At 68.4% G+C, this 24,459-nt stretch carries 19 protein-coding genes; 16 read left to right on the forward strand and 3 right to left on the reverse strand.

Features of this window, described 5'->3' with window-relative positions; genetic code table 11:
* Window positions 1-4 precede the first annotated feature (4 nt).
* The 6 genes from AC07PT_RS23130 (at window position 5) to AC07PT_RS23155 (ending at window position 9,239) form a co-directional block, all read left to right on the forward strand.
* A complete protein-coding gene (locus AC07PT_RS23130) occupies window positions 5-1,498 on the forward strand; it encodes an efflux transporter outer membrane subunit (protein WP_494658254.1) in 1,494 nt (497 codons plus the stop codon).
* A 29-nt stretch (window positions 1,499-1,527) separates the two neighbouring features.
* Window positions 1,528-2,598: an HlyD family secretion protein gene (locus tag AC07PT_RS23135; RefSeq protein ID WP_492348972.1), complete on the forward strand. Its 1,071-nt coding sequence runs from the start codon at window positions 1,528-1,530 to the stop codon at window positions 2,596-2,598.
* A complete protein-coding gene (gene rbbA, locus AC07PT_RS23140) occupies window positions 2,595-5,339 on the forward strand; it encodes a ribosome-associated ATPase/putative transporter RbbA (protein WP_494658255.1) in 2,745 nt (914 codons plus the stop codon). The genes AC07PT_RS23135 and rbbA overlap by 4 nt, the downstream gene beginning before the upstream one ends.
* Before the next feature lie 3 nt (window positions 5,340-5,342).
* Entirely contained in the window at window positions 5,343-6,467 is a 1,125-nt protein-coding gene (locus AC07PT_RS23145) for an ABC transporter permease (RefSeq protein ID WP_494658256.1), read from the forward strand.
* Between the two features lie 127 nt (window positions 6,468-6,594).
* Window positions 6,595-8,028: a bifunctional enoyl-CoA hydratase/phosphate acetyltransferase gene (locus AC07PT_RS23150; protein WP_492348969.1), complete on the forward strand. Its 1,434-nt coding sequence runs from the start codon at window positions 6,595-6,597 to the stop codon at window positions 8,026-8,028.
* A gap of 8 nt (window positions 8,029-8,036) precedes the next feature.
* Entirely contained in the window at window positions 8,037-9,239 is a 1,203-nt protein-coding gene (locus AC07PT_RS23155; protein WP_494658257.1) for an acetate/propionate family kinase, read from the forward strand.
* 65 nt (window positions 9,240-9,304) lie between these two features.
* Here the strand turns inward: AC07PT_RS23155 and AC07PT_RS23160 are convergent, their stop codons facing one another.
* Window positions 9,305-9,994, reverse strand: coding sequence for an NYN domain-containing protein (locus AC07PT_RS23160; RefSeq protein WP_494658258.1), 690 nt, complete (start codon window positions 9,992-9,994; stop codon window positions 9,305-9,307).
* Window positions 9,995-10,215: 221 nt separating this feature from the next.
* The gene (locus tag AC07PT_RS23165; protein WP_492348966.1) at window positions 10,216-11,478 is read right to left on the reverse strand and encodes a M20/M25/M40 family metallo-hydrolase; all 1,263 of its coding nucleotides are present in this window, start codon (window positions 11,476-11,478) and stop codon (window positions 10,216-10,218) included.
* A gap of 143 nt (window positions 11,479-11,621) precedes the next feature.
* Between AC07PT_RS23165 and AC07PT_RS23170 the strand changes: the two genes are divergently transcribed.
* The 10 genes from AC07PT_RS23170 to AC07PT_RS23215 all read left to right on the forward strand — a co-directional run bounded on the left by AC07PT_RS23170 (window position 11,622) and on the right by AC07PT_RS23215 (window position 21,951).
* Window positions 11,622-12,056, forward strand: coding sequence for an acyl-CoA thioesterase (locus AC07PT_RS23170; protein WP_492348965.1), 435 nt, complete (start codon window positions 11,622-11,624; stop codon window positions 12,054-12,056).
* Between the two features lie 85 nt (window positions 12,057-12,141).
* A complete protein-coding gene (locus AC07PT_RS23175) occupies window positions 12,142-12,915 on the forward strand; it encodes a bestrophin-like domain (protein WP_494658259.1) in 774 nt (257 codons plus the stop codon).
* Between the two features lie 185 nt (window positions 12,916-13,100).
* Window positions 13,101-14,780, forward strand: coding sequence for a glycosyltransferase family 39 protein (locus tag AC07PT_RS23180; RefSeq protein ID WP_494658260.1), 1,680 nt, complete (start codon window positions 13,101-13,103; stop codon window positions 14,778-14,780).
* 35 nt (window positions 14,781-14,815) lie between these two features.
* Window positions 14,816-15,184 carry an EamA family transporter gene (locus AC07PT_RS23185; RefSeq protein WP_492348962.1) on the forward strand — a complete coding sequence of 123 codons (369 nt, stop codon included), beginning with the start codon at window positions 14,816-14,818 and terminating at the stop codon, window positions 15,182-15,184.
* A 21-nt stretch (window positions 15,185-15,205) separates the two neighbouring features.
* The gene (locus tag AC07PT_RS23190) at window positions 15,206-16,312 is read left to right on the forward strand and encodes a DegT/DnrJ/EryC1/StrS family aminotransferase (RefSeq protein ID WP_494658261.1); all 1,107 of its coding nucleotides are present in this window, start codon (window positions 15,206-15,208) and stop codon (window positions 16,310-16,312) included.
* Window positions 16,313-16,330: 18 nt separating this feature from the next.
* Window positions 16,331-17,311, forward strand: a complete 981-nt coding sequence (locus AC07PT_RS23195) for a glycosyltransferase (RefSeq protein ID WP_494658262.1) — start codon at window positions 16,331-16,333, stop codon at window positions 17,309-17,311.
* A complete protein-coding gene (locus tag AC07PT_RS23200; RefSeq protein ID WP_494658263.1) occupies window positions 17,308-18,270 on the forward strand; it encodes a formyltransferase in 963 nt (320 codons plus the stop codon). Before AC07PT_RS23195 ends, AC07PT_RS23200 begins: the two co-directional genes overlap by 4 nt.
* Before the next feature lie 31 nt (window positions 18,271-18,301).
* Entirely contained in the window at window positions 18,302-19,345 is a 1,044-nt protein-coding gene (locus AC07PT_RS23205; protein ID WP_494658264.1) for a bifunctional UDP-4-keto-pentose/UDP-xylose synthase, read from the forward strand.
* Between the two features lie 212 nt (window positions 19,346-19,557).
* A complete protein-coding gene (locus tag AC07PT_RS23210) occupies window positions 19,558-20,469 on the forward strand; it encodes a polysaccharide deacetylase family protein (protein ID WP_494658265.1) in 912 nt (303 codons plus the stop codon).
* A gap of 66 nt (window positions 20,470-20,535) precedes the next feature.
* The gene (locus AC07PT_RS23215; protein ID WP_494658266.1) at window positions 20,536-21,951 is read left to right on the forward strand and encodes an MFS transporter; all 1,416 of its coding nucleotides are present in this window, start codon (window positions 20,536-20,538) and stop codon (window positions 21,949-21,951) included.
* Between the two features lie 36 nt (window positions 21,952-21,987).
* On the opposite strand, the gene AC07PT_RS23220 is transcribed toward AC07PT_RS23215, so the two are convergent.
* Window positions 21,988-24,300 carry a methyl-accepting chemotaxis protein gene (locus AC07PT_RS23220; RefSeq protein WP_494658267.1) on the reverse strand — a complete coding sequence of 771 codons (2,313 nt, stop codon included), beginning with the start codon at window positions 24,298-24,300 and terminating at the stop codon, window positions 21,988-21,990.
* Window positions 24,301-24,459: the final 159 nt, after the last annotated feature.

The following is a 24,459-nucleotide window of genomic DNA, read 5'->3' on the forward strand; positions in this document are numbered from 1 at the left end:
TCCGATGCGATCACTTTCCAACCCCGCTTGCAGCACCCGGCCCCGGCTGAGCACTGGGTCCATTGCACTGGCCGGCAGCCTGTTGCTGGGCGCCTGCGCCCACACGCCCGCCCCACTGGCTTTGCCCACGGCCCCGGTGGCCGGTGTTTACGCCGAGGCCAGTGCCCCTGAAGGCCCGGCCGCCCCCACCCTGGCCTGGCACAGCTTCTTCACCGACCCGGCGCTGCAGGCCCTGATCACCCAGGCCCTGGCGAACAACCGCGATCTGCGCATCGCGGCTGCCCGGGTGCAACAGGCCCAGGCCGCCTGGGGCTTGCAACATGCGGCCAGCCTGCCCTCGGTGGTGGGCATGGCCGGCAACAGCCGGGTGCACCTGCCGGCCGGCATCAACCCGCTGGGCAGCACCGTGCAAGCCAGCGGGGCCAGCCTGGGCCTGGGCTTCGTGAGCTGGGAGGTGGATCTGTGGAACCGCCTGGGCCAGTTGCAGGATGCCGCGGCCCAGAACGCCGAAGCAGCCGAGCAGGCCCGACGGGGCGCCGAGCTCAGCCTGATGGCCCAGGTGGCCCAGGCCCATCTGGCCCTGGGTGAACTGGACGAACGCCTGGCCCTGGCACGCCAGGCCGAGGCCAGCCGCGCCGAGAGCCTGCGCATCTTCACGCGCCGCGTGGCCATGGGGGCAAGCTCGCGCCTGCAACTGACCCAGGTGCAGACCCTGCTGACGCAGGCGCAGGCCCTGGTGGTGCAGTTGGAGCAGGCCCGTGCCGCCCAGGCCCAGACCCTGATCGCCCTGGTGGGCACCCCCCTGGACCTGCCCGAGCGCGCCGACGCCCTGAGCCGACAAAGCCCGGTGGCCCAACTGCGCAGCGGCCTGCCCTCCGAACTGCTGCAGGCCCGGCCCGACATCGTGGCCGCCGAACACCAACTGCGCGCCGCCCATGCCCAGGTGGGCGCAGCCCGCGCCGCCTTCTACCCCAGCCTGACCCTGACCACCGCCCTGGGCACCACCAGCACGGATTTCGATGGCCTGTTCCGGGGCGCCAGCAAGGCTTGGCTGTTTGCCCCCAGCCTGAACCTACCGCTGTTTGACGGAGGCCGGCGCGAAAACAACCTGAGCCTGCAGCAGGCGCGCCAGATCGAGGCCGTGGCGCAGTACGAGAAAAGCATCCAGAACGCCTTCCGCGAGGTGAACGACGCCCTGTCTGCCAGCCATGCGCTGGCCCAGCAGGTGCGCATCGCCGAGGCCGCTCTGCAGGCCCAGACCGAGCGCGCCCGCCTGTCCGAGCGCCGCTTTGACGCCGGGTCGGCAGCCTTTCTCGAGGTCCTGGACGCCCAGCGCGATCTGCTGGCAGCCGGGCAGCAACTGGTGCAGGCCCGCCGGGCCGCCATGGCCAGCCGCGTGCTGCTGTACGCCGCCCTGGGCGGCGGCACGCTGGCGGCGGCAGACGCCAGCCCAAGCACGACCGCCAGCCCCGCCAAGACCGCCACCGCACAACCCTGAGCACCCGCCTGCCGGAGCCGAGCCACACCATGAAAAAGCCTTCTTCCCTTCTCCCCATCGCTGCTGTTCTGGCCCTGGCCCTGGCCGCCGGGGCCTATGGCTGGACCCACCTGCGCGCCACCGGCCCCGGGCCGGGCTTTGTGAGCGGCAATGGGCGCATCGAGGCCACCGAGATCGACATTGCCACCAAGACCCCGGGCCGGGTGCTCGACATCCTGGTCGGCGAAGGCGATCTGGTCAGCGCCAACCAGCCGCTGGCCCACATGCAGATGCAGAGCCTGGAGGCCCAGCGCGACGAAGCCCGGGCGCGCCAGCGCCAGGCCGTGACCGGTGTGGCCAGCGCCGAAGCCCAGGTGGCCATGCGCGAAAGCGATGCCGCCGCCGCCCAAGCGGCCGTGGCCGCCCGCGAAGCTGACCTGGACAATGCCCAGCGCCGTCTGGCGCGCTCCACCGACCTGAGCCGCGACGGCGCCGCCTCGCAGCAGGAACTGGACGACGACCGGGCCCGCGCCCGCAGCGCCACGGCCGCCGTGGCCGCCGCCCGCGCCCAACTGGCCGCGGCCCAGAGCGCCATCGCCGCCGCCCGCTCGCAGGTGGGCAGCGCCCATGCCGCCGTCGTGGCCGGTGACGCCACCGTGGCCCGCATCCAGACCGAGATCGACGACGGCACCCTGGTGGCCCCGCGCGCCGGCCGCGTGCAGTACCGCGTGGCCCAGCCCGGCGAGGTGCTGGGCGCGGGTGGCAAGGTGCTGAACCTGGTGGACCTGTCCGAGGTGAACATGGGCTTTTTCGTGCCCGAGACCGTGGCCGGTCGCCTGGCCGTGGGCAGCGAGGTGCACCTGGTACTGGATGCCGCGCCGCAGTACGTGATCCCGGCCAAGGTGTCGTATGTGGCGGCCACCGCCCAGTTCACGCCCAAGACGGTCGAGACCGCCAGCGAGCGCCAGAAGCTGATGTTCAAGGTGAAGGCCCAGATCGACCGCGAGCTGCTGCGCCGCCATCTGCAGCAGGTCAAGACCGGCCTGCCCGGTGTGGCCTGGCTCAAGCTCGACCCCCAGGCCGAATGGCCCGCTGAACTGGCCGTGAAGGTGCCCCAGTGAGTGAAGCCTGCGCCAGCCTCCACGCGGTGAGCCTGCGCCACGGGGCCACCCTGGCCCTGGACAACATCACGCTGAGCCTGCCCGCGGGCTGCCGCGTGGGCCTGATCGGCCCCGACGGCGTGGGCAAGTCCAGCCTGCTGTCGCTGCTGGCCGGCGCCCGCGCGGTGCAGCAAGGTCGGGTCGAGACCCTGGGCGGCGACATGGCCAGCAGCGCCCACCGCGATGCCGTGTGCCCGCGCATCGCCTACATGCCGCAGGGCCTGGGCAAGAACCTCTACCCCACCTTGTCGGTGGAGGAAAACCTGCAGTTCTTCGGCCGCCTGTTCGGCCACAGCCCGGCCGAGCGCCGCCGCCGCATCGACAGCCTCACCGCCAGCACCGGGCTGTCGCCCTTCCTGAGCCGACCGGCCGGCAAGCTGTCGGGCGGCATGAAGCAGAAGCTGGGCCTGTGCTGCGCGCTGATCCACGACCCCGACCTGCTGATCCTGGATGAACCCACCACGGGCGTGGACCCGCTGTCGCGCAGCCAGTTCTGGGACCTGATCGACCGCATCCGCACCGAACGCCCGAGCATGAGCGTGATCGTGGCCACCGCCTACATGGAAGAGGCCGAGCGCTTCGACTGGCTGGTGGCCATGGATGCAGGCAAAGTGCTGGCCACGGGCAGTGCCCCCGAACTGCGCCAGCAGGCCGGCGCCGACACCCTGGAGGCCGCCTTCATTGCCCTGCTGCCCGAAGAGCGCCGCCGCGGTCACCAGGCCGTGCAGGTGCCGCCGCTGGACGCGGCGGCCGATCACAACATCGCCATCGAAGCCCAGGGCCTGACCATGCGCTTTGGCGATTTTGTGGCGGTGGACCATGTGGACTTCCGCATCCGGCGCGGTGAGATCTTCGGCTTTCTGGGCTCGAACGGCTGCGGCAAGTCGACCACCATGAAGATGCTGACTGGGCTGCTCAGTGCCACCGAGGGGCAGGCCTTGCTGTTCGGCCAGACCGTCAACCCCAACGACCTGGCGATTCGTCGGCGCGTGGGCTATATGTCGCAGGCCTTCTCGCTGTACAGCGAGCTCACGGTCGAACAGAACCTGGTGCTGCATGCACGCCTGTTCGGTGTGCCCGAGTCCGAGGTGGCCGGACGTGTGGCACACATGGTGCAGCGCTTCAGCCTCAGCGAGGTGGTGGGCAGCCTGCCCGAGAACCTGCCCCTGGGCATGCGCCAGCGCCTGTCGCTGGCAGTGGCCATGGTGCACCAGCCCGAGCTGCTGATCCTGGACGAGCCCACCTCGGGCGTGGACCCGGTGGCCCGCGACCTGTTCTGGCAGCTGATGATCGACCTGGCCCGCCAGGACGGGGTCACCATCTTCATTTCGACCCATTTCATGAACGAGGCCGAGCGCTGCGACCGCATCTCGCTGATGCATGCGGGCCGTGTGCTGGTCAGCGACACGCCGGCGGCCATCGTGCGCCAGCGCGGTGCGGCCACCCTGGAGGCCGCTTTCATCAGTCACCTGCGCGAGGCCACCGGCGACGAGGCCGCCCCCCAGGCCACTGCACCCGCAGCGACCGCCCCTGAAACAGCGGTGCCCCCCCATTCCGGCACACCGGCACGGCGCAAGCGCTTCAGCCTGGCCCGGGCCCTGAGCTATTCGCTGCGCGAGGCCCTGGAACTGCAGCGCGACCCCGTGCGCGCCACCCTGGCCTTGCTGGGCACGGCCATCCTGATGTTCATCATCGGCTATGGCATCAGCCTGGACGTGGAAGACCTGTCTTACGCGGTGCTGGACCGCGACCAGACGGTGCTGAGCCAGAACTACGCCCTCAACCTGTCGGGCTCGCGCTACTTCATCGAACGCCCCCCCATCACCAGCGATGCCGAATTGGACCGCCGCCTGCGCAGCGGCGAGCTGGCCGTGGCCATCGAGATCCCGCCCGGCTTTGCCCGCGACCTGGAGCGCGGCCAGACCGTGAGCGTGGGGGCCTGGGTGGACGGCGCCATGCCCACCCGCGCCGAGACCGTGCGCGGCTATGTGCAGGCCCTGCACATGGGCTGGATCGCCGAGCAGGCCGAACAGCGCCTGGGCGTGCGCCTGGCCGCCGCCAGCCAGATCGAAACCCGCTACCGCTACAACCCCGATGTGAAAAGCCTGCCCGCCATGGTGCCGGCGGTGATCCCGATGCTGCTGATGATGATCCCGGCCATGCTGACGGCCCTGTCGGTGGTGCGCGAGAAAGAGCTGGGCTCGATCATCAACCTGTACGTCACGCCCGTCACGCGCATGGAGTTTCTGCTGGGCAAACAACTGCCCTATGTGGTGCTGGCGATGTTCAATTTCGCCCTCATGACCGTGCTGGCCGCCACCGTGTTCGGGGTGCCGGTGAAGGGCAGTGTGGCCACACTCACGCTGGCTGCCTTGCTGTTCGTGATCAGCGCCACGGGCTTCGGTCTGCTGGCCTCGACCTTCACGCGCAGCCAGATCGCGGCCATGTTCGTGACCATGATCGGCACCCTGATCCCCTGCGTGCAGTTTGCCGGCCTGCTCAACCCGGTGTCCTCGCTGGAGGGCACAGGCGCCCTGATCGGGGCGGTGTACCCGGCCACCCACTTTCTGACCATCAGCCGCGGTGTGTTCAGCAAGGCGCTGGACCTGGGGGCGCTGACCGGTTCATTCTGGCCGCTGGCGGCCTCGATCCCGGTGATCCTGGGCCTGGCCGTGGCGCTGCTGAGAAAGCAGGAGAACTGAGCCATGAGTCGACTCAAGAACATCTATCGCCTGGGCGTGAAAGAGCTGTGGAGCCTGATCCGCGACCCGATGATGCTGGTGCTGATCGCCTACACCTTCACGCTGTCGATCTACGTGGCCGCCACGGCCATGCCCGAGACGCTGCACAACGCCGCCATCGCGATCGTCGACGAAGACGGCTCGCCACTGTCGGGGCGCATTGCGCAGGCCTTCTACCCGCCACACTTCAACACGCCGCGCCTGCTGACCCTGACCGAGATGGATGCGGGCATGGACAGCGGCGACTACACCTTTGTGCTGGACATCCCACCGGACTTCCAGGCCGATGTGCTGGCCGGCAAGGCGCCGCGGGTGCAGCTCAATGTGGACGCCACGCGCATGAGCCAGGCCTTCACGGGCAGCAGCTACATCCAGCAGATGGTGTCCGACGAGGTGACCGAGTTCGTGCGCCGTTACCGCGCCCCGACCCGGCTGCCGGTGGAATTGAATGTGCACACCCGCTTCAACCCCAACCTGGAGCAGTCGTGGTTCGGCTCGCTGATGGAGATCATCAACAACGTCACCATGCTGTCCATCATCCTGACCGGTGCAGCCCTGATCCGCGAGCGCGAGCACGGCACCATCGAGCATCTGCTGGTGATGCCCGTGCGCCCGCTGGAGATCATGCTGGCCAAGGTCTGGGCCATGGGCCTGGTGGTGTGGAGTGCGGCGCTGATCGCGCTGATCTTCGTGGTGCAAGGGGCTTTGCACGTGCCCATCCAAGGCTCGCTGGCGTTGTTCATGCTGGCGGTGGCGCTGCACTTGTTCGCCACCACCTCGATGGGCATCTTCCTGGCCACGGTGGCCCGCTCGATGCCTCAGTTCGGCATGCTGCTGGTGCTGGTGCTGCTGCCCCTGGAACTGCTGTCGGGCGGCATGACGCCACGCGAAAGCATGCCCCGCCTGGTGCAGGACCTGATGCAGGCGGCCCCCACCACCCACTTCGTGACCGTGGCCCAGGCCATCCTGTACCGGGGCGCCGGCCTCGATGTGGTGTGGCCGGCACTGCTGGCCATTGCGGTGATCGGCAGTGTGCTGTTCAGCGCCGCGCTGGCCCGCTTTCGCAACACCATCAGCCAGATGGCATGAACGCCTGAGGCTCTGATGCCGTCGGAGACCCTGTCACAACCCGGTCATGCAGCCCACCGATACCCGCTGAGCCTCAGCCCCCGACGCTGACCTATCCTGTCGAAACGCCTTCAAAGAGGAACGATCCATGCCGCCAGAGACCCTTTCGCCCGCGCCCTTGGAGGCGCTGCAGACGGTGCGCAACCGCACCTTTGACGAGATCGCCGTGGGCGACTCCGAATCGATCCGTCGCCAGCTCACGGCCGAGGACATCCAGCTCTTCGCCATCCTATCGGGCGACGTGAACCCGCAGCACCTGGACGCCGATTACGCCGCCGCGTCGCGCTTTCATGGCGTGATCGCCCACGGCATGCTGGGCGGCGCGCTGATCTCGGCCGTGCTGGGCACGCGACTGCCCGGGCCAGGCACCATCTACCTCGGCCAGACCCTGCAGTTCATGGCCCCGGTGCGCATCGGCGACACGCTGGACGTGCAGGTCACGGTGACCGAGCGCGAGGAAACCAAGCGCCGCCTCAAGCTGGCCTGCAGTTGCGTCAATCAGGACGGGGTGACCGTGATCCGTGGCGAAGCGCAGGTGATCGCCCCCACCGAATCGGTATCGCGCCCGCGCAGCACCCTGCCCGAGGTGCACCTGAGCGCCGGCAACGACGGCCCACGCCGCCTGCTGGCCGAAGCCCGCCCGCTGGGCCCGATCCGCATGGCCGTGGTCCACCCCTGCGACGCCCTGAGCCTGTCCGCCGCCCTCGATGCGCAGGCCGCCGGCCTGATCACCCCCGTGCTGGTGGCGCCCCGTGCACGCCTGGCGTCAGTGGCCGCCGAAGCCGGCCTGAGCCTGGACGGCCTGCTCATCGAAGACGTGCCGCACAGCCATGCCGCGGCCGACCGCGCGGTCGAGCTGGTTCGGCAGGGTCAGGCCGAAGCCCTGATGAAGGGCAGCCTGCACACCGACGAACTCATGGCCGCCGTGGTGTCGGCCGAGCACGGCCTGCGCACCAAGCGCCGCATCAGCCACTGCTTTCTAATGCAGACCCCGGCCTACCCGCGACCCTTCATCATCACCGACGCGGCCATCAACATCGCCCCCGGCCTGGACGCCAAGGCCGACATCGTGCGCAATGCCATCGAACTGGCCCACGCCATCGGTGTGGCCCAGCCGCGGGTGGCCATCCTGGCCGCGGTGGAAACGGTCAACCCCGCCATGCCGGCCACGCTGGACGCCGCCGCCCTGTGCAAGATGGCCGACCGAGGCCAGATCAGCGGCGCCCTGCTTGATGGCCCGCTGGCCTTTGACAACGCGGTCTCGGCCGCGGCGGCCCACATCAAGGGCATCCAGTCCGAGGTGGCCGGACGTGCCGATGTGCTGGTGGTGCCCGACCTCGAAAGCGGCAACATGCTGGCCAAGCAGCTGGAGTACCTGGGCGGCGCCGCCAGTGCCGGCATCGTGCTGGGCGCGCGCGTGCCCATCGTGCTGACCAGCCGGGCCGACTCGCGCGAAAGCCGCATCAGCTCGTGCGCGATTGCCGTGCTGCTGGCCCACCGCTACCGTGCCACCCCCCCTTGAGGAGCGCCATGAACACGCACATCCTGGTCCTGAACTGCGGCTCGTCGAGCATCAAGTTCGCCCTCTTCGACGCCAGCCGGCCGCCTCTGCCGCGCAGTCCGGTCTGGGGCGGCAAGATCGAAGGCATTGGCGGCCCCCAGGCCACCCACGGTGAAACCGGTCAGCCCCCGGTGGGCCTGAGCCTGGACCCGACCCAGCCCTACCACGCAGCCCTCGAACACATTGAGCGCCGCGTGCTGGCCCAGCCCGGCGCGCAACACCTGGCGGCGGTGGCGCACCGGGTGGTGCATGGCGGGTCCAAGTACTTCGAGCCGGTGGCGGTGAACACCCAGGTGCTGGCCGACCTGCGCGAGTACATTCCGCTGGCACCACTGCACCAGCCCTTTGCCCTGGAGGCCATCGAGGCCCTGCTGGAGCGCCAGCCCCAGTTGCTGCAGGTGGCCTGCTTTGACACGGCCTTTCACCATACCCTGCCCCAGGTCGAGCAGATGTTGCCCCTGCCCTATGCGGCCTGGGAGCGGGGGCTGCGCCGCTACGGCTTTCATGGCCTGTCGTACGCCTACCAGGCCCTGGTGCTGCCCGAGCGCCACGGCGCTGTGGCCCATGGCCGCACCGTGGTGGCCCACCTGGGCTCCGGCGCCAGCCTGTGCGCTCTGAACGATCTGAAAAGCGTGGCCACCACCATGGGCTTCTCGGCCCTGGATGGCCTGATGATGGGCACGCGCTGTGGCGCGCTCGACCCTGGCGCGGTGATCTACCTGATGGAAATCGAGAAACTGAGCCTGCAGCAGGTCGCCCATGTGCTGTACCACGAGTCGGGCCTGCTGGGGGTGTCGGGCCTGTCCTCCGATCCGCGTGTGCTGCTGGCCCACGAGGCCGGCAATGAGCGTGCCCGCGCCGCGCTTGACCTCTATGTGCGGCGCATCGTGCGCGAGATCGGTGCCCTGGTGGCCGTGCAGGGCGGGCTGGACCTGCTGGTCTTCACCGCCGGCGTGGGGGAACACAACGCCGAGATCCGTTCGCGCATCTGCCAGCAACTGGGCTTTTTGGGTCTGCGCCTGGACAACGCCGCCAACCAGGCCCACCAGGCCTGCATCTCGGCGCCCGACAGCGCGGTGCGGGTGGCCGTCGAGCCGGCCAACGAGGAATGGGTGGCGGCCCGGGCGGCGGCCCGGCTGGTGGGGTTGGCGGTTGACAGCGATGGCAGGTAGCTCACAGATGTCAAAGCAGGCATGGATTCTGGCGTGCGGGTGAAGCCCGCGTGACCCTGATCGAATCACCAATGCGCAGGCTTGCTGGCGGGCTTCTTGCGTGTAGGCACGTTGATCGGCATTTGCGCTTGCGCCAATTCATCGTCCCGGATGTATCGGCGAACCCAGTGAGCCAAGTCCGTCAATCTTTTGTTGGGCACCTTGCCCGTGCCTGCACTCGGCTCACGCAATGGCATCACCAACCCAATTTTGACCGCAGGAACATCTGCGCGCACCCTGCGCAATGCGGGCTCCAGATCGCTGTCGTTCGAACAAATCACCAATTGCTCACTCTGCCCCAGCACCGCATCGCGATAGATGTGCAGGGCCATGTTCACATCCGTCTGCTTCTCCTCAATCATCCAGACTGGCAACACATCGTTCTTGTCGGGTGCCTGCCCCGGTTCGTACCGGGGCAATGCCGTGGGCTCAAAGACATGAAACCCCTGGATGATTTCCAGCAACTGCGGATGGCGGGCTCGCAATGCGCGGTGGTATTGGGTTTGCGCTTGAGCCGACGCCTCACCATGCCGGGCATAGGATGCTTTGATGGGCGCAGTGAAAAATTTGATCGTGTCGACGACCGCAGAGGGGTCCTGAATCTGGACGATGCGATCTCTGAACAGAGCGGCCACATCGAGCCATTTGTAAGGTGTGCCTTTGAGTCGCGAGTAATACAGGTTGAAGCCGTCGACGTAGATCGTTGTTCGAGACACTTGGGAATCCACCCATGAAAAAGCCACCTTGCGGTGGCCTTTTCGCCCCAAGCCTGAGTCAACCAAATGACACCGCGAGGGGATTGTAGGAAGCCATTTTAGCGGTCCGCCTGTGATCTGTACGGGCCAGAACAGTGCAAAGACCGCCGCTCATCCAGCCTCAGCCCACTGCCCCTAGCCATGAGCCATGAGGCACATCGGATCCCATTGATGTAGAGACCTCAAGGCTGGCCCAGGTCCATCAGCAGCCGGGTGGTCAGGTACAGGCGGGGCACGATGGAATCGACCTCGATGTACTCGTCCCGGGCGTGGTAGCCGAAACCGGCCAGGCCAAAACTCTCGACCACGGCCGCCTTGCCCGAGCGGCTGGCAAAGCCGGCATCGGTGGCCGCACCCACCATGTCAACCAGGGCCAAAGGGCGGCCATCCAGCTCAGCGTAGATGCCTTGGGCACGCTGGGCCACGGCCCGACCTGTGGCAGAAGCCAGGTAGGGCGGGCGCCCGATGGTCATGGTGACGGTGGTCTCGGTGTCGGGCACCACCTTGTTGCGTTGCACGGCCGCCTGCAGCTTTTCGTTCAAGGCTTCTGCCGCACCAGGCTGGGTGGTGCGCACATCGGCGCCCGCGGTGGCCAGTTCGGGAATCTGGTTGCGCACCGTGCCCGACTGCGAAGTGGTCCAGTTCAGTTGGGCGCCGGGCACGCTCTTGGCGATGTCGCGGGTCTGCACCAGTTGGTTCGACAGTTCGATCAAGGCGTTGCGGCCCAGCTCGGGGGCCGCACCGGCGTGCGAAGCTTTGCCCTTGACCTGCAGGGTCACGGTGGCCGTGCCGGCCGCCCCCAGCAGCAGCCCCTCCTGGCGCGCCACGGCCTTGGCGGCCGTGGGCTCGAAGGACAGCACCACATCCTGCTGCGCACCCAGGGTGGCAATGGTCTCGCCCGAACCGATCGAGCCCACCTCTTCGTCGGGGTTGAACAGCACGGTCAGGGTGGCGTAGTCGGTCCAGCCCCGCTCACGCAGCAAAGCCAGTGAATGCAGGATGACCGCGATGCCGCCCTTGTCATCGGCAATGCCCGGGCCATAGATGCGGCCACCCTCCACCTTGTAGGCCTGGGTCTTGAGGATGCCGGGCTGGTAAACCGTGTCCATGTGCGCCTGCAGCATCAGGTGCTTGCGCCCCGTGCCCTGCAGGGTGCCGATCACGATGTCGGCCCCAGCGCCCGCCGTGGTCTTGCGGCGCTCGGTCTTGAAGCCCAGGGCCTGCAGCCGCTGCTCGGTGAACGCCGCCATGCGGGCCAGGCCCGCCACATCCGAGCTGCCCGATTCGATCATCACCATCTCACGGAGGCTCTCGATCACGGCCGGCTGGGCTTTTTCGGCCGCCGCCTTCAGGGTCGCATCAGGGGCGGCAAGCGCCCCGATGGAGCCAGCAGCCAAACAAAGAGCGCTCAGCCAGCGGGCGGGTTGGGAAAGACGGAAGGGCATGGGGAATCTCCTGGCAGTCAATGAGGGTTTGAGACAGCGGTGCGCAAACTATAGCCAGCCCGAGGGGACTGGCTGCTCGCCCAGGTGACAGCAGCCCAAGGGCACAATATCAACCCGAATCCATACACCCCCTGCCCCCCGACATGCCCCGCATCCAGTTCACGCTGCCCGAGCGCTTCCTTTTCTCGACCGACATCCAAATCTACATCAGCCACGTCAATCAGGGCGGTCACCTCGACAACGCACAGTTGCTGACCCTGGTGTCCGAGGCACGCGTGCGCTTTTTCAAATGGCTGGGCTACCGCGAGTCGGGGGTGGAGGGGCTGAGCATCGTGGTGGGCGACATCGTGGCCCAGTACAAATCCGAGGGTTTTCACGGCGAAACCATGCAGGTCGAGATGCTGCCCGAAGACTTCAACCGCTATGGCTTCGACCTGGTGTTCCGCATGACCGAGCGCGACTCGGGCCGCGAGGTGGCCCGCGGCAAGATCGGGGTGGTGTTTGTGGGCCGGGTCGACAAGAAGGTGACCCTGGTGCCCGAGGCCTTCCTGGCGCGGCTGGCAGCCGCCCAGGCCTGACCTCACGGCTTCTTGATCCAGCCCCCTGGCGCGCCGCACGGGGCGTGGCACCATGGGTGAATTTTCCCCCACCCCTGAGCCCACGATGAACCCGACCTCCTGGCTGGCCTACGACCACTATGCCTACGCTGCCTTTGCCGTGCTGGGCACGCTGGCGGCGGTGCTGTTCATTCAATGGGCGCTGCTGCGCTCGCGCTGGGCCGGCTGGCTGCAGGGTCTGCAGGGGGTGGCGCCGCCGTTCATCAACATCATTGGCGTGCTGTTCGGCCTGACGCTGGCCTTTTTGGCCAACGACACCTGGAGCGCCCACGACAAGGCCATGTCGGCCGTCTACCAGGAGGCTGACGCCCTGCGCACCTTGCGCGTGCTGGGCCACGACCTGCCTGCGCCGCTGCACCAGGCGCTCGACGAAACGGTGCTGGCCTATGCCCGTGCCAGCGCGGCCGAGTGGCCTGAGCTGGCTCGGCGCGAGCAGAGCCCGGCCGTGCAGGCCCAGGGCGAGGCCTTGCTGCACCTGCTGGCCAGCCGGGCGGTGGAGCAAGCCGCCGGCGCCGGCGTGCAGGCCCAGATGCTGCGCGAGGCGCGGCTGCTGGCGGGCCAGCGTGACCTGCGCATTGCCCTCAGCCAGACCCACATCAACCCGCTGAAATGGCTGGGCATGGCGTTTCTGGGCTTTGTCACGCTGTTGTCGGTGGCGGTGGTGCACATCGACCGGCCCCGGGTGGTGGCCACGGCCACCGTGCTGTTTGCCCTGGCGGCGGCCCCCACGGCCACCATCGTGCTGATCCAGGGCAACCCCTTCCAGCAGCCCACGGCTGTGACACCGGCGCCGCTGTTGGCGGCCACGGGCAGCCCCTGAGGCCTGGGCAGGGCCTCCTATAATCAGCCGCCTTGGGACTACCCCAAGGCGTGGCCCGACCGGCCCTCTGGGCCGGCCCTGGCTTCTTAACCCCCAATACACACCAGCGTGCGCGTGAAGTCGGTTGCGATGACCCCACAGCCATCGGTCGCCTGCGCGCTGGCCACCCGTCCACACGCCGGCCCATGCCCCCTTTGAAACCTCAAGCCCCGGCCGGCAGGCCCTCCCCCGGCTCCGGGCTGCAGCGCGGCCGCGCCGGGCTCTGGACCTGGCTGGGCCTGTTCGCGCTGGCCCTGTTGTGGCTGCTGCCCCTGGGCACCCGGGCCCTGATCACCCCCGACGAGGGCCGCTACGCCACCCTGTCGCTGGGCATGCTGCACAGCGGCGACTGGATCACCCCGCGCCTGAACGGCCTGCTGTATTTTGAAAAGCCGCCCCTGCAGTACTGGGGTGGGGCGCTGGCCATGGCCGTGCTGGGGGTGAGCGACTTCAGCGCCCGGCTGTGGTCCGGCCTGGCCGGGCTGCTGACCCTGGGCCTGGTGGGCCACACCGCCAGCCGGCTGTGGGGCGAGCGCACCGGCCGCATTGCGCTGCTGACCGGCGCGGGCACCACCTGGCTGGTGCTGAACAGCCATTTTTTGTCGCTTGATGCCGGCCTGTGTGCGGCCCTGACGTTGGCGCTGTGCGGCTTTCTGCTGGGCCAGCAGGCGCAGGCCGAGGGGCGGCCGCGCAGCGGCTGGATGCTGGCGGCCTGGGCCGGCCTGGCGCTGGCGGTGCTCAGCAAGGGCCTGGTGGGCCTGCTGATCCCGGGCGCGGTGCTGGTGTTGCACAGCCTGTGGCGGCTCGATTTCCGCATCTGGCGGGCCATGCGCTGGGGCCCGGGCCTGCTGCTGTTCGCCCTGATCACCGTGCCCTGGTTCTGGGCGGTGTCGGCGCGCAACCCCGACTTTGCCTGGTTCTTTTTTGTGCACGAGCACTTTGACCGCTACCTCAAGCCCGACCACAACCGCTCGGGCCCGGTCTGGTACTTTTTGCCCTTTCTGCTGCTGGGTTTTCTGCCCTGGACCAGCGCCCTGCCCTGGCTGACCCGGGTGCGCCGCAGCGACTTTGCGCCGAGCTTTCTGCTCTTGTGGGCGGGCTTTGTGCTGCTGTTCTTCAGCATCTCCAGCTCCAAGCTGCCCTCGTACATCCTGCCCATGTTCCCGGCCCTGGTGCTGCTGCTGGCCCCGGCCATCGAGCGCGCCAGCCAGCGGGCCCTGGCCTGGCACCTGGGGCTGCCGGCCCTGCTGTGGCTGGGCGGCGGCCTGGCCTGGCTGCTGGCCGAGCGCATCGCGGGCAGCGACAGCGACCCGATCGTGGCGCACACCCTGCTCAACGGCATCGGCCTGGCCAGCGCCCTGTTTCTGAGCGCCTGTGGCCTGGCCTGGTGGCTGCTGCGCCGCCACCGCCGACTGCTGGCCGTGGGGGTGGTGGCCATCAGCCACTGTGCCTGCGTGCTGATCGGCCTGCAGGCGCACAACGGCTACGGTTTGCAGAAAAGCAGCGCGGAGCTGGTGCAGGCGGTGCCCGAGGCCTTCGACCCCGCCGTGCCGGTGTACGCCGTGCGCAGCTACGACCAGACCCTGCCCTTTTACCTGCGCCGCCCGGTCACCCTGGTGGACTACCGCGACGAGTTCAGCTTTGGCGAGCAGCACGAGCCCCAGCGCTGGATCGCCAGCCTGCCCGAGTTCGTGGCCCGCTGGCAGGCCGAGCCGCGTGGCGTGGCCTACCTCGAAGGCGATACGCTGAAAGAACTCACCGCCCTGGGCCTGCAGGCCCGGGTGGTGCTGCGTGACGACCGCCGCGTGCTGCTGGCCAAGCCCTGAGCCCTCACATCCCCCTTTTGCTGCCCCACACCCCCATGAAAATCACCGACTTCCTGTTTGTCCTGGCCGGCGTGCTGCTGAACGCGGGCGCCCAGCTGCTGCTCAAATCGGGCGCCAGCGCGGTCGGGCCGATCCAGGGCTTCGAGGGCCTGCGCAACGTGGCACTCACCTTGGCCTTCCACCCCGGGGTGATCGGCGGCCTGTTCTGCTATGTGCTGAGCGTGGTGCTGTGGATCGTGGCCCTGTCGCGCGTCGATGTGAGCATGGCCTACCCCATGCTGTCGATCGGCTATGTGGTCAATGCGCTGCTGGCCTCGGCCCTGCTGGGCGAGGTGATCTCGGCCCAGCGCTGGGGCGGCATGGCCATCATCTTGTTGGGCGTCGCTATCATCGCCCGCAGCTGAACCCGCCTCTTGGAGCCCCTCTTGCAAGCCTTTCTGCCTTTCACCCGCCCCTCGATCGACGAAGCCACCATTGAAGATGTGGGCGCCGTGCTGCGCTCAGGTTGGCTGACCACCGGCCCGCGCTGCCAGGCCCTGGAGGCCGCGCTGTCGGCCCGCTTTGGTGGCCGCCCGGTGCGCCTGGCCAGCTCGGCCACCGCCACCCTGGAGCTGGGCCTGCGGCTGGCCGGCGTGGGCCCCGGCGACGAGGTGATCACCACCGCCCTGACCTGGGTGGCCACCGGCAACGTGATCCTGCAGGTGGGGGCCCGCCCCGTGCTGGTGGACATCGACCCCGCCACCCGCAACTTCGACCTGGACCTGGTGGAAGCCGCCATCACCCCGCGGACCAAAGCCCTGCTGCCGGTGGACCTGGCCGGCCTGCCGGTAGACCGACAGCGCCTGTATGACATCGCCCAGCGCCATGGCCTGCGCGTGATCGAGGACGCGGCCCAGTCCATGGGCGCGAACTGGGCCGGCGAAGAGATCGGCCTGAAGGGCGACCTGGTGTCGTTCAGCTTCCATGCCAACAAGAACATGACCACGGCCGAAGGCGGCTGCCTGGTGATGAACAACGAAGACGAGGCCCGACGTTTCGAGCGCCTGCGCCTGCAAGGCGTGGTGCGCTTCCCCGACGGCAGCGCCGATGTGGAAGAGCTGGGGGGCAAATGCAACCTGACCGACGTGGCCGCGGCCATCGGGCTGGGCCAGCTCAAGCAACTCGACGGCTTCAACCAGCGCCGCATCGCGCTGGCCCAGCGCTACTTTGAGCTGTTCCCGCGCGATCTGGGCTTTGATTTGCCGCTGGCCGATTTCAAGCAGAGCAACTGGCACATGTTCCAGCCGCTGCTGCCCGTGGGCCTGGCCCGGGCCGATTTCATCGCCCGCATGCGCGAGCAGGGCATCGGCATCGGGGTGCACTACCCGGCCATGCACCTGTTCACGCTGTACCGCAAAATGGGCCACTTTGAAGGCCAGTTCCCGCACGCTGAAGACGTGGGCCGCCGCACCGTGACCCTGCCCTTGTTCCCGGCCATGGCCGACAGCGATGTCGACCGCGTGTGCGCAGCCGTGCGCCTGGCCTTGTCCTGATTTTTTGGTGAGCCGCTTTTGAACACCACTCTTGCCTCCCCCCCGCACGCCGACCGCCACCCGGACGATCCGGTGCTGAGCGTGGTCATTCCGGTCTACAACGAAGAAGACGGCCTGGCCCAGCTGTTTGCGCGCCTCTACCCCGCACTCGATCAACTGGGCGTGCGCTACGAGGTGGTGTTCGTCAACGACGGCAGCCGCGACCGCTCGCCGGGCATCCTGGCCGAGCAGTTCGACCGGCGCCCCGACGTGACCCGGGTAATCCTGTTCAACGGCAATTTCGGCCAGCACCGCGCCATCCTGGCCGGCTTTGCGCACTGCCGCGGCGAGCGCATCGTGACCCTGGATGCCGACCTGCAGAACCCGCCCGAAGACATCGCCACCCTGCTGGCCAAGATGGATGAAGGCCACGACTACGTGGGCTCAATCCGCCGCCAGCGCCATGATGTGGCCTGGCGCAAGTGGGCCAGCAAGGCCATGAACCGCCTGCGCGCCAAGCTCACCCGCATCGACATCACCGACCAGGGCTGCATGCTGCGCGCCTACAGCCGCAACATCGTGTCGCTGATCAACCAGTGCGGCGAGATGAACACCTTCATCCCGGCGCTGGCCTACCAGTTCTCACGCAACCCGGCCGAGGTGGTGGTGGGCCACGAGGAGCGCTTTGCCGGTGAATCGAAATACTCGCTGTACAGCCTGATCCGGCTCAACTTCGACCTGGTGACCAGCTTCTCGGTGGTGCCGCTGCAATGGTTCTCGCTGATGGGCATGGCCATCTCGGCCGGCGCCGGGCTGCTGGTGCTGCTGCTGATCGGGCGACGCATCGTGATCGGCCCCGAGGAAGGCGGCCTGTTCACCCTGTTCGCGATCGCCTTCTTCCTGATCGGCCTGGCCCTGTTCGGCATCGGCCTGATCGGCGAGTACGTGGGCCGCATCTACAGCGAGGTGCGGCAACGCCCGCGCTACGTGATTAGCGCCATCCTGGAGCAGAAGCGATGAGCGCACCCAGTGCCGTCGTCTTCGCCTACCACAACGTGGGCGTGCGCCTGCTCAAGGTGCTGATCGACGCCGGGGTGCAGATCCGGCTGGTGGTCACCCATGCCGACAACCCGAACGAAACCATCTGGTTTGGCAGCGTGGCCCAGGTGGCGGCCGAACATGGCCTGCCCTGCATCACGCCCGAGACGGCCGACAGCCCCGAGCTGCTCAGCCAGTTGCAGGCCCTGGCTCCCGACCACCTGTTCTCGTTCTATTACCGCTACATGCTGCCTCAGGCGCTGCTCGAAGTGCCCCGGCGCGGCGCCTACAACCTGCACGGTTCGCTGCTGCCGCGCTACCGAGGCCGGGCCCCGGTGAACTGGGCCGTGGTGCGCGGCGAACGCGAGATCGGCGCCACCCTGCATGTGATGAACGCCAAGCCCGACCACGGGGCCATCGTCGACCAGCAGGCCGTGCCCATCCTGAGCAACGACACCGCCCGCGAGGTGTTCGACAAGGTCACACTGGCCGCCGAACTGGTGCTGGCCCGCTGCCTGCCCGGCTTGTTGGCCGGCACCGCCGTGCTGCAGCCGCAGCAACACATCGCCGGCCAGTACTTCGGCCGCCGCACGCCTGAAGACGGGCGCATTCCGGCCACAGCCACGGCCTGGCAGGCGCACAACCGGGTGCGCGGCGTGGCCCCGCCCGACTACCCCGGCGCCTTCTTCGACACGGCAGGCGGGCGCCTCCAGATCGACCGCACCCTGTGGCTCGGTCCGCCGGGCCCGGCGGATCAAGAGGGGTGCACGCCCCCCGCAGAGAACAGGCTGGCCCTGCTGGTGCAGGACGGTCGCCTGCTGCTGCGCGGCGCCGACGGCGTGCTGCTGCCAGTGCTGGCCGCGCGGCTCGATGGCAGCGCGCTGGACGCAGCCCGTTTTCAATCGCTTTACCCCGGGCAGGCGCTGACGCCTCGCGACTGAGCGAAAATCCCGGCATTGACAGGAAAAAATCTTGAAAAACGTCCTCATCCTTGGCGTCAACGGCTTCATCGGCCACCACCTGACGCGCCACATCATCGAAACCACCGACTGGCACATCTACGGCATGGACATGCAGTCCGAGCGCGTGCAGCCCTGGATGGACCACCCCCGCTTCCACTTCTTTGAAGGTGACATCACCATCAACAAAGAGTGGATCGAGTACCACGTGCGCAAGTGCGACGTGGTGCTGCCCCTGGTGGCCATCGCCACCCCGGCCACCTATGTGAGCGACCCGCTGCGCGTGTTCGAGCTCGACTTTGAGGCCAACCTCGAGATCGTGCGCCACTGCGTCAAGTACAAGAAACGCATCGTGTTCCCGAGCACCAGCGAGGTGTACGGCATGTGCGGCGACGACGAGTTCGATCCCGAGGCCTCGCCCCTGGTCTACGGCCCGATCAACAAGCCGCGCTGGATCTACGCCTGCTCCAAGCAGCTGCTCGACCGCGTGATCCACGCCTACGGCCAGCAGCACGGCCTGGACTACACCCTGTTCCGCCCCTTCAACTGGATCGGCCCGGGCCTGGACAACCTGCACACCGCCAAGGAAGGCTCCAGCCGCGTGATCACCCAGTTCCTGGGCCACATCGTGCGCGGCGAGCCGATCAAGCTGGTGGACGGCGGGGCCCAGCGCCGCTGCTTCACTGACATCGACGACGGCATCCGCGCGCTGATGCTGATCCTGGCCAACCAGGACGGCTGCGCCACCCGCAACATCTACAACATCGGCAACCCGAGCAACGACCTGTCGGTGCGCGAGCTGGTGGGCGAGATGATGGCCCTGGCCGCCAGCATCCCCGAGTACCGCGACCACGCGGCCCAGGTCACCGTGCTGGAGACCACCTCGGCCGAGTACTACGGCAAGGGCTACCAGGACGTGGAACGCCGCGTGCCCAAGATCGCCAACACCCAGGCCGACCTGGGCTGGAAGCCTGAGGTGACCATGCAGCAGGCCTTGGCCCGCCTTTTTGAACATTACAAAGACCAGTTGGACAGCGCCCGCGGCTTGATCAATTGATGGCTCCCCCCCTGAGTCGCTTCGCGCCTTCCCCCGACCGGGGGACGACACCCGTGGCCGGGCAACGCCCGCTCCACGGTGTCCGCTGGCCTGGCCTGCTCCGCGGCCTTTTGAATGTTGAGTGCTTTGGGGGTTCAGACATCGCCGGCTTTTTGCAGGCCGGCATGCGACCTTCTACCTTGAGAAATCTGCTGAGTGACTGAGCTGAAGCCATGGGCGTGATTGCACTGAAGATCGATGTGGACACTTGGCGCGGCACGCGCGAGGGCGTGCCGGCGCTGGCCAAGCTGCTGGAGCGGCTGGACGCGCCGGCTACCTTTTTGTTCAGCCTGGGGCCCGACCACACGGGTCGCGCGCTCAAGCGCGTGTTCCGGCCGGGCTTTTTCGGCAAGGTGGCGCGCACCTCGGTGATCGAGCACTACGGCCTCAAGACTTTGATGTACGGGGTGCTGCTGCCCGGCCCCGACATCGGCCGACGCGAGGCCGAAGGCCTGCGCGCCATCGCCCGCGCTGGCTTCGAGACCGGCGTGCACACCTGGGACCACGTGCGCTGGCAAGACCACGTGGCCGGCGCCAGCGAGGCCTGGACACGGCGCGAGCTCACCCGGGCCGTGGAGCGTTACAGCGAGATCTTCGGCGCCCGCCCCAGCGTGCATGGGGCTGCCGGCTGGCAGATGAACGAGGCGGCCTACCGGCTGCAAAAAGAGCTGGGCTTCAGCGTGGCCTCCGACGGCCGCGGCACCCAGCCCTACTGGCCCTGCGATGCCCAGGGCGAGGTGATCGGCCCGGTGCAGTTGCCCACCACCCTGCCCACGCTCGACGAGCTGCTGGGCCTGGACGGCTGGACCGTGGACAACGTGCACGAGGCCCTGCTGGCGCGCACCCGCGAGGTGGCGCCGCTGCATGTCTACACCCTGCACGCCGAACTCGAAGGCCAAAAACTGGCCCCGGTGTTCGAACGCCTGTTGCGCGGCTGGCGCGACCAGGGCTACCGCTTTGCCACCCTGGGCGAGTGCGCCGCCTACCTGCAGCCGGCCCGCCTGCCACGCTGCCCCGTGGGGCTGGGGACCATCCCGGGGCGCAGCGGCGAGTTGGTGGTGCAGCAGCCTTCGCTCGCGCGCTGAGTCGGCGTCGGCGACCTGGCGTGGCCTCGCCAGCACGTTTTGGCCTGCGCCGATATAGTCGGCGACATGTCCGCACCGCCAGCATCGTCCAGCGCCCGCCCCGGGCAAGCCCACTCACCAACCCCACCTGAAGACCCCGACCACGGGCTGGACCGCAGCGCGCTGCTGGCCCTGGCGGCCATCCTCATGGGCGTAGGGCTGGGCACACTGGACACCGCCATCGCCAACACCGCGCTGCCCGCGATTGCCCACGACCTGAATGCACCGCCGGCGGCCTCGATCTGGGTGGTGAATGCCTACCAACTGGCCACGGTGGCCCTGCTGCTGCCGTTTGCGGCGCTGGGCGACCGGATCGGGCCCCGGCGCGTGTTCATGGGCGGGCTGGCCTTTTTCACCCTGGCCTCGCTGGCCTGTGCGCTGGCGCCCACGCTGCCGCTGCTGGCGCTGGCCCGGGGCCTGCAGGGCATGGGGGCCGCAGCCATCATGAGCGTCAACATCGCGCTGATCCGGCTGCTGTACCCGGCCTCGCGCCTGGGGCGCGGCGTGGGCATGAACGCGCTGGTGGTGGGGGTGTTCTTTGCGGTCGGGCCCACAGTGGCGTCGCTGGTGCTGAGCGTGGCCGACTGGCCCTGGCTGTTCGCCATCAATGTGCCGCTGGGCTTGCTGGCCCTGGGGTTTGGCTGGCACACGCTGCCCCACAGCCCGCCGCGTGACCATGGCTTCGACCCGCTGACGGCGGTGTTCACCGCCCTCACCTTCTCCACCCTGATCGGTGCCCTGGGCGCGGCGGCCCAGCAAGAGCCCTGGGCCCTGGTGGCCATTCCGGCCAGCGTGACAGTGGTGGCCGGGGCGTTGCTGCTGTGGCGCCAGGCCGGGCACCCGGCGCCCATGCTGCCGGTGGACCTGATGCGCCGGCCCCTGTTTGCCCTGTCGGTGCTGACGGCGCTGAGCGCCTTTGCCACCCAGGGCCTGGCCTTTGTCTCGCTGCCCTTCTTTCTGGAGCAGGTGCTGCACCGCAATCCGGTGGACACCGGCTTTCTGATGTCGGCCTGGCCGGTGGTGGTGGCCGCGGCCGCCCCCTGGGCCGGGCGCCTGTCAGACCGCCACCCGCCGGGGTTGCTGGGAGGCATCGGGCTGGCCGTGTTGAGTGCGGGCATGCTGTCGCTGGCGCTGTTGCCCGATCAGCCCGGTACGCTGGACCTGGTGCTTCGCCTGTGCCTGTGTGGCGCCGGGTTCGGCTTCTTCCAGTCGCCCAATCTGCGCGCCCTGATGTCGAGTGCCCCGCCCGAGCGCGCCAGTGGGGCCAGCGGCATGATCGCGCTGGCGCGCCTGACCGGCCAGGCCAGCGGGGCGGCCGGCGTGGCGCTGTGCTTTGCCCTGGGGGGCACGCAGGGTGCCAAGACAGCGCTGGCGGTGGGTTGCGGCACGGCCGCGCTGGGCGCCGTGGCCAGCACGGCCCGGCTGTTCACCCGCGCGCGCTGAGACGCTGAGACGCTGAGACGCTGAGAGCCTGCCCGCTCAGAAACCCAGGCGTTTGGCCGATGAGAGGGTGCTGACCACTTCGCTGGTCGCCTGTGCAAACGCGGTGCCCGGTGCCAGGGCATCTTCGGCCTCGCGCATGCGACGCTGGTTGATCAGGTCGCCCACCTGACCTGCCACGCGGTGGAAGTGGGCATGCCGCCCCACCAGGGTGCTGAAGGTGGGGCGCTCGGCCAGGCGCTGGCCATCGCCATAAATCCACTTGCCCAGCGCGCAACAGTCATCGCGCGACAGCGTGGCGGTATCGACCTGGCTGCGGTCTTCAATGGCCTGGCGCAGCTTGACCTTCCATTGGCGGTGGGCGTCGATGATGGCGTCCACATCCACGCCTTCGACCAATGCTGCGGCCCGATGCCCCGGCAGCCGGAACTCATCCACCGTGGCAGCCATGGTCACGGCCACCCGGCGTTGTGAACCAGCGGCGGCGGCGGTTTCCTCGACCAGCGCGGCGTTGGCCTGGGTGTTGCGGTCCAGCTCCTGCACGGCGGCGCCGATCTGGCTCACGCCCAGGCTTTGTTCACGCGCGCCATTGGCCACCTCGTCGAGCAGCGACTTCACGTTCTCGGCACTCGCCACGATCTCCTGCATGGTCTGGCCGGCCTGGCGCACCACGGCCGAGCCCGAGCTGACCTCTTCGGTGCTGCCCGCGATCAGGGTCTTGATCTCTTTGGCGGCCACGGCACTGCGCTGAGCCAGACTGCGCACCTCGCCCGCCACCACGGCAAAGCCACGGCCCTGCTCGCCGGCACGGGCCGCTTCCACGGCCGCGTTCAGCGCCAGGATGTTGGTCTGGAAGGCAATGCCATCAATCACACCGATGATGTCGCTGATCTTTTGCGACGAGGCCTGGATGCGTTCCATGGTCTGCACCACCGAGCCCATGACCCGCCCACCATGCTCGGCCGTGCTGGCGTTCTCCTGGGCGATCTCGGAGGCCCGGCGCACAGATTCGGCCGTCATCTGGATGGTCGAGGTGGTCTGTTCGAGGGCGGCCGACGACTGCTCCAGCGCGGCAGCCGCCTGCTCGGTGCGGGCCGACAGGTCGGCCGTGCCCTGGGCAATCTCGGTGCTGGCCTGCACCACCTGGTCGCTGGCCTCCTGCACCTGGCGCACGGTGTCGGTGAGCGAGGTCTGCATATTGCCCAGTTCACGCATGAGGTCGGACACCTCGTCATGCCCCTTGGTGTCGACGCGGGTGCGCAAATCGCCCATCGAAATGCTCAGCAGGAACTTGCGCAGCAGCTTGAAGCCCCCGGTCATCGAGCGGTAAAAGCCCATGAAAAAGTAAAGCGCCACCAACAGGCTCAGCACCGTCAACGCTGCCGTCAGGCCTACGTGCAGGCGCAGCGCCTCCTGGCGCTCGGCCAGCATGTCGTCAAGCACCGCCAGGTTCTGCTTCACCTGGTCCGACTGGGCCTGCAAGGCCTCGGTGGCCAGTACGCGAAAGGCCTCGGCATCGCCCTTCACATCAACCTGCCCGGGTGGGAAGCTGCTGTGCGCGGCGCCCTCCAGACGCAGCAGCAGGGCCGCGGCATCGGTCTTCAGGCGGCTGCCGGCGGCGGGGGCCGCGGCGCGCACCTTGTCAAGGTTGTCGGTCAGCAACTGGCGCTCGTGGGCCAGCACACCCAGCAAGGCATACAACCTTGCGGCCACGTCGGGCTTGAGCTGGCCGCCAGCCAGGGCCGCCCGGCCCAGGCCACGCAGCTCGGCCGTGTCACGCAGCAGGCCCGGCGGCTGCATCAGCGTGGCGCCCACGAGGTGGAACGAGGCCAGGTCGGAGTCCAGCGCCAGCCCCGAGCCGTCGGTGACACGGTCCTGCAATTGGCTGAGGGCGGCGGCCAACTTGTTCATGGCGGCAAACACGTCTTCTGGCGTGGTGTTGGCCTGGCTGGCCGCCTGGCTGGCCTGCAACACCTGGCGCAGGGCCGCCGTGCTGCCCAGTCGCACACCCAGCTCGGCGTCCAGGGCCTCCAGTTTCTGCAAGGCCTGCTGGTACTGCGCCTGGGCCTGGGCCAGTTCGCCTCCGGCCTGCCCCGCTGCCGCGCTGCGGGCCCGGTAGCGCCACACGCTGGCGGCATCCACCACGGGGGCCAGCGCCTGGCTGTAATGCACGCCCTCCCGCTCGGTGGCCACGAATTCAAGTTCGGCGTTCTTGGCGCTGCCATAGGCCAGCAGCAGCCAGGCCACCGGCAGCAGGAAGGCGGCCGAAATGAGGGTCATCTTGGCCGGGAAACGCAGGCCGCGCATCAAAGCGGCACCGGGCCGCCACAGGGAGGAATTGACAAAGCTCATGCTGGATCGGATGGGACGAGGGTGAGGGTGAAGGTGGGTCACAGGCTGCAGGTGAATCCCTGCTTTTGCTGACACTTTGTCACAAGACTCCCTCCGCTTTCCTGACATCCGTCAAGAACAACCGGAAACCCAGACTCGGTCACGGCGCCGGGCTCACGC

It is taken from the genome of Curvibacter sp. GW821-FHT09D12, from assembly GCF_059416245.1.

What these genes read in the sequence shown, in the direction of transcription:
- AC07PT_RS23130 (WP_494658254.1), top strand. Translation starts at nt 5, where the DNA reads ATGCGATCACTTTCCAACCCCGCTTGCAGCACCCGGCCCCGGCTGAGC.
- AC07PT_RS23135 (WP_492348972.1), top strand. Translation starts at nt 1,528, where the DNA reads ATGAAAAAGCCTTCTTCCCTTCTCCCCATCGCTGCTGTTCTGGCCCTG.
- AC07PT_RS23145 (WP_494658256.1), top strand. Translation starts at nt 5,343, where the DNA reads ATGAGTCGACTCAAGAACATCTATCGCCTGGGCGTGAAAGAGCTGTGG.
- AC07PT_RS23150 (WP_492348969.1), top strand. Translation starts at nt 6,595, where the DNA reads ATGCCGCCAGAGACCCTTTCGCCCGCGCCCTTGGAGGCGCTGCAGACG.
- AC07PT_RS23155 (WP_494658257.1), top strand. Translation starts at nt 8,037, where the DNA reads ATGAACACGCACATCCTGGTCCTGAACTGCGGCTCGTCGAGCATCAAG.
- AC07PT_RS23165 (WP_492348966.1), bottom strand. Translation starts at nt 11,478, where the DNA reads ATGCCCTTCCGTCTTTCCCAACCCGCCCGCTGGCTGAGCGCTCTTTGT.
- AC07PT_RS23170 (WP_492348965.1), top strand. Translation starts at nt 11,622, where the DNA reads ATGCCCCGCATCCAGTTCACGCTGCCCGAGCGCTTCCTTTTCTCGACC.
- AC07PT_RS23175 (WP_494658259.1), top strand. Translation starts at nt 12,142, where the DNA reads ATGAACCCGACCTCCTGGCTGGCCTACGACCACTATGCCTACGCTGCC.
- AC07PT_RS23180 (WP_494658260.1), top strand. Translation starts at nt 13,101, where the DNA reads ATGCCCCCTTTGAAACCTCAAGCCCCGGCCGGCAGGCCCTCCCCCGGC.
- AC07PT_RS23185 (WP_492348962.1), top strand. Translation starts at nt 14,816, where the DNA reads ATGAAAATCACCGACTTCCTGTTTGTCCTGGCCGGCGTGCTGCTGAAC.
- AC07PT_RS23200 (WP_494658263.1), top strand. Translation starts at nt 17,308, where the DNA reads ATGAGCGCACCCAGTGCCGTCGTCTTCGCCTACCACAACGTGGGCGTG.
- AC07PT_RS23210 (WP_494658265.1), top strand. Translation starts at nt 19,558, where the DNA reads ATGGGCGTGATTGCACTGAAGATCGATGTGGACACTTGGCGCGGCACG.
- AC07PT_RS23215 (WP_494658266.1), top strand. Translation starts at nt 20,536, where the DNA reads ATGTCCGCACCGCCAGCATCGTCCAGCGCCCGCCCCGGGCAAGCCCAC.
- AC07PT_RS23220 (WP_494658267.1), bottom strand. Translation starts at nt 24,300, where the DNA reads ATGAGCTTTGTCAATTCCTCCCTGTGGCGGCCCGGTGCCGCTTTGATG.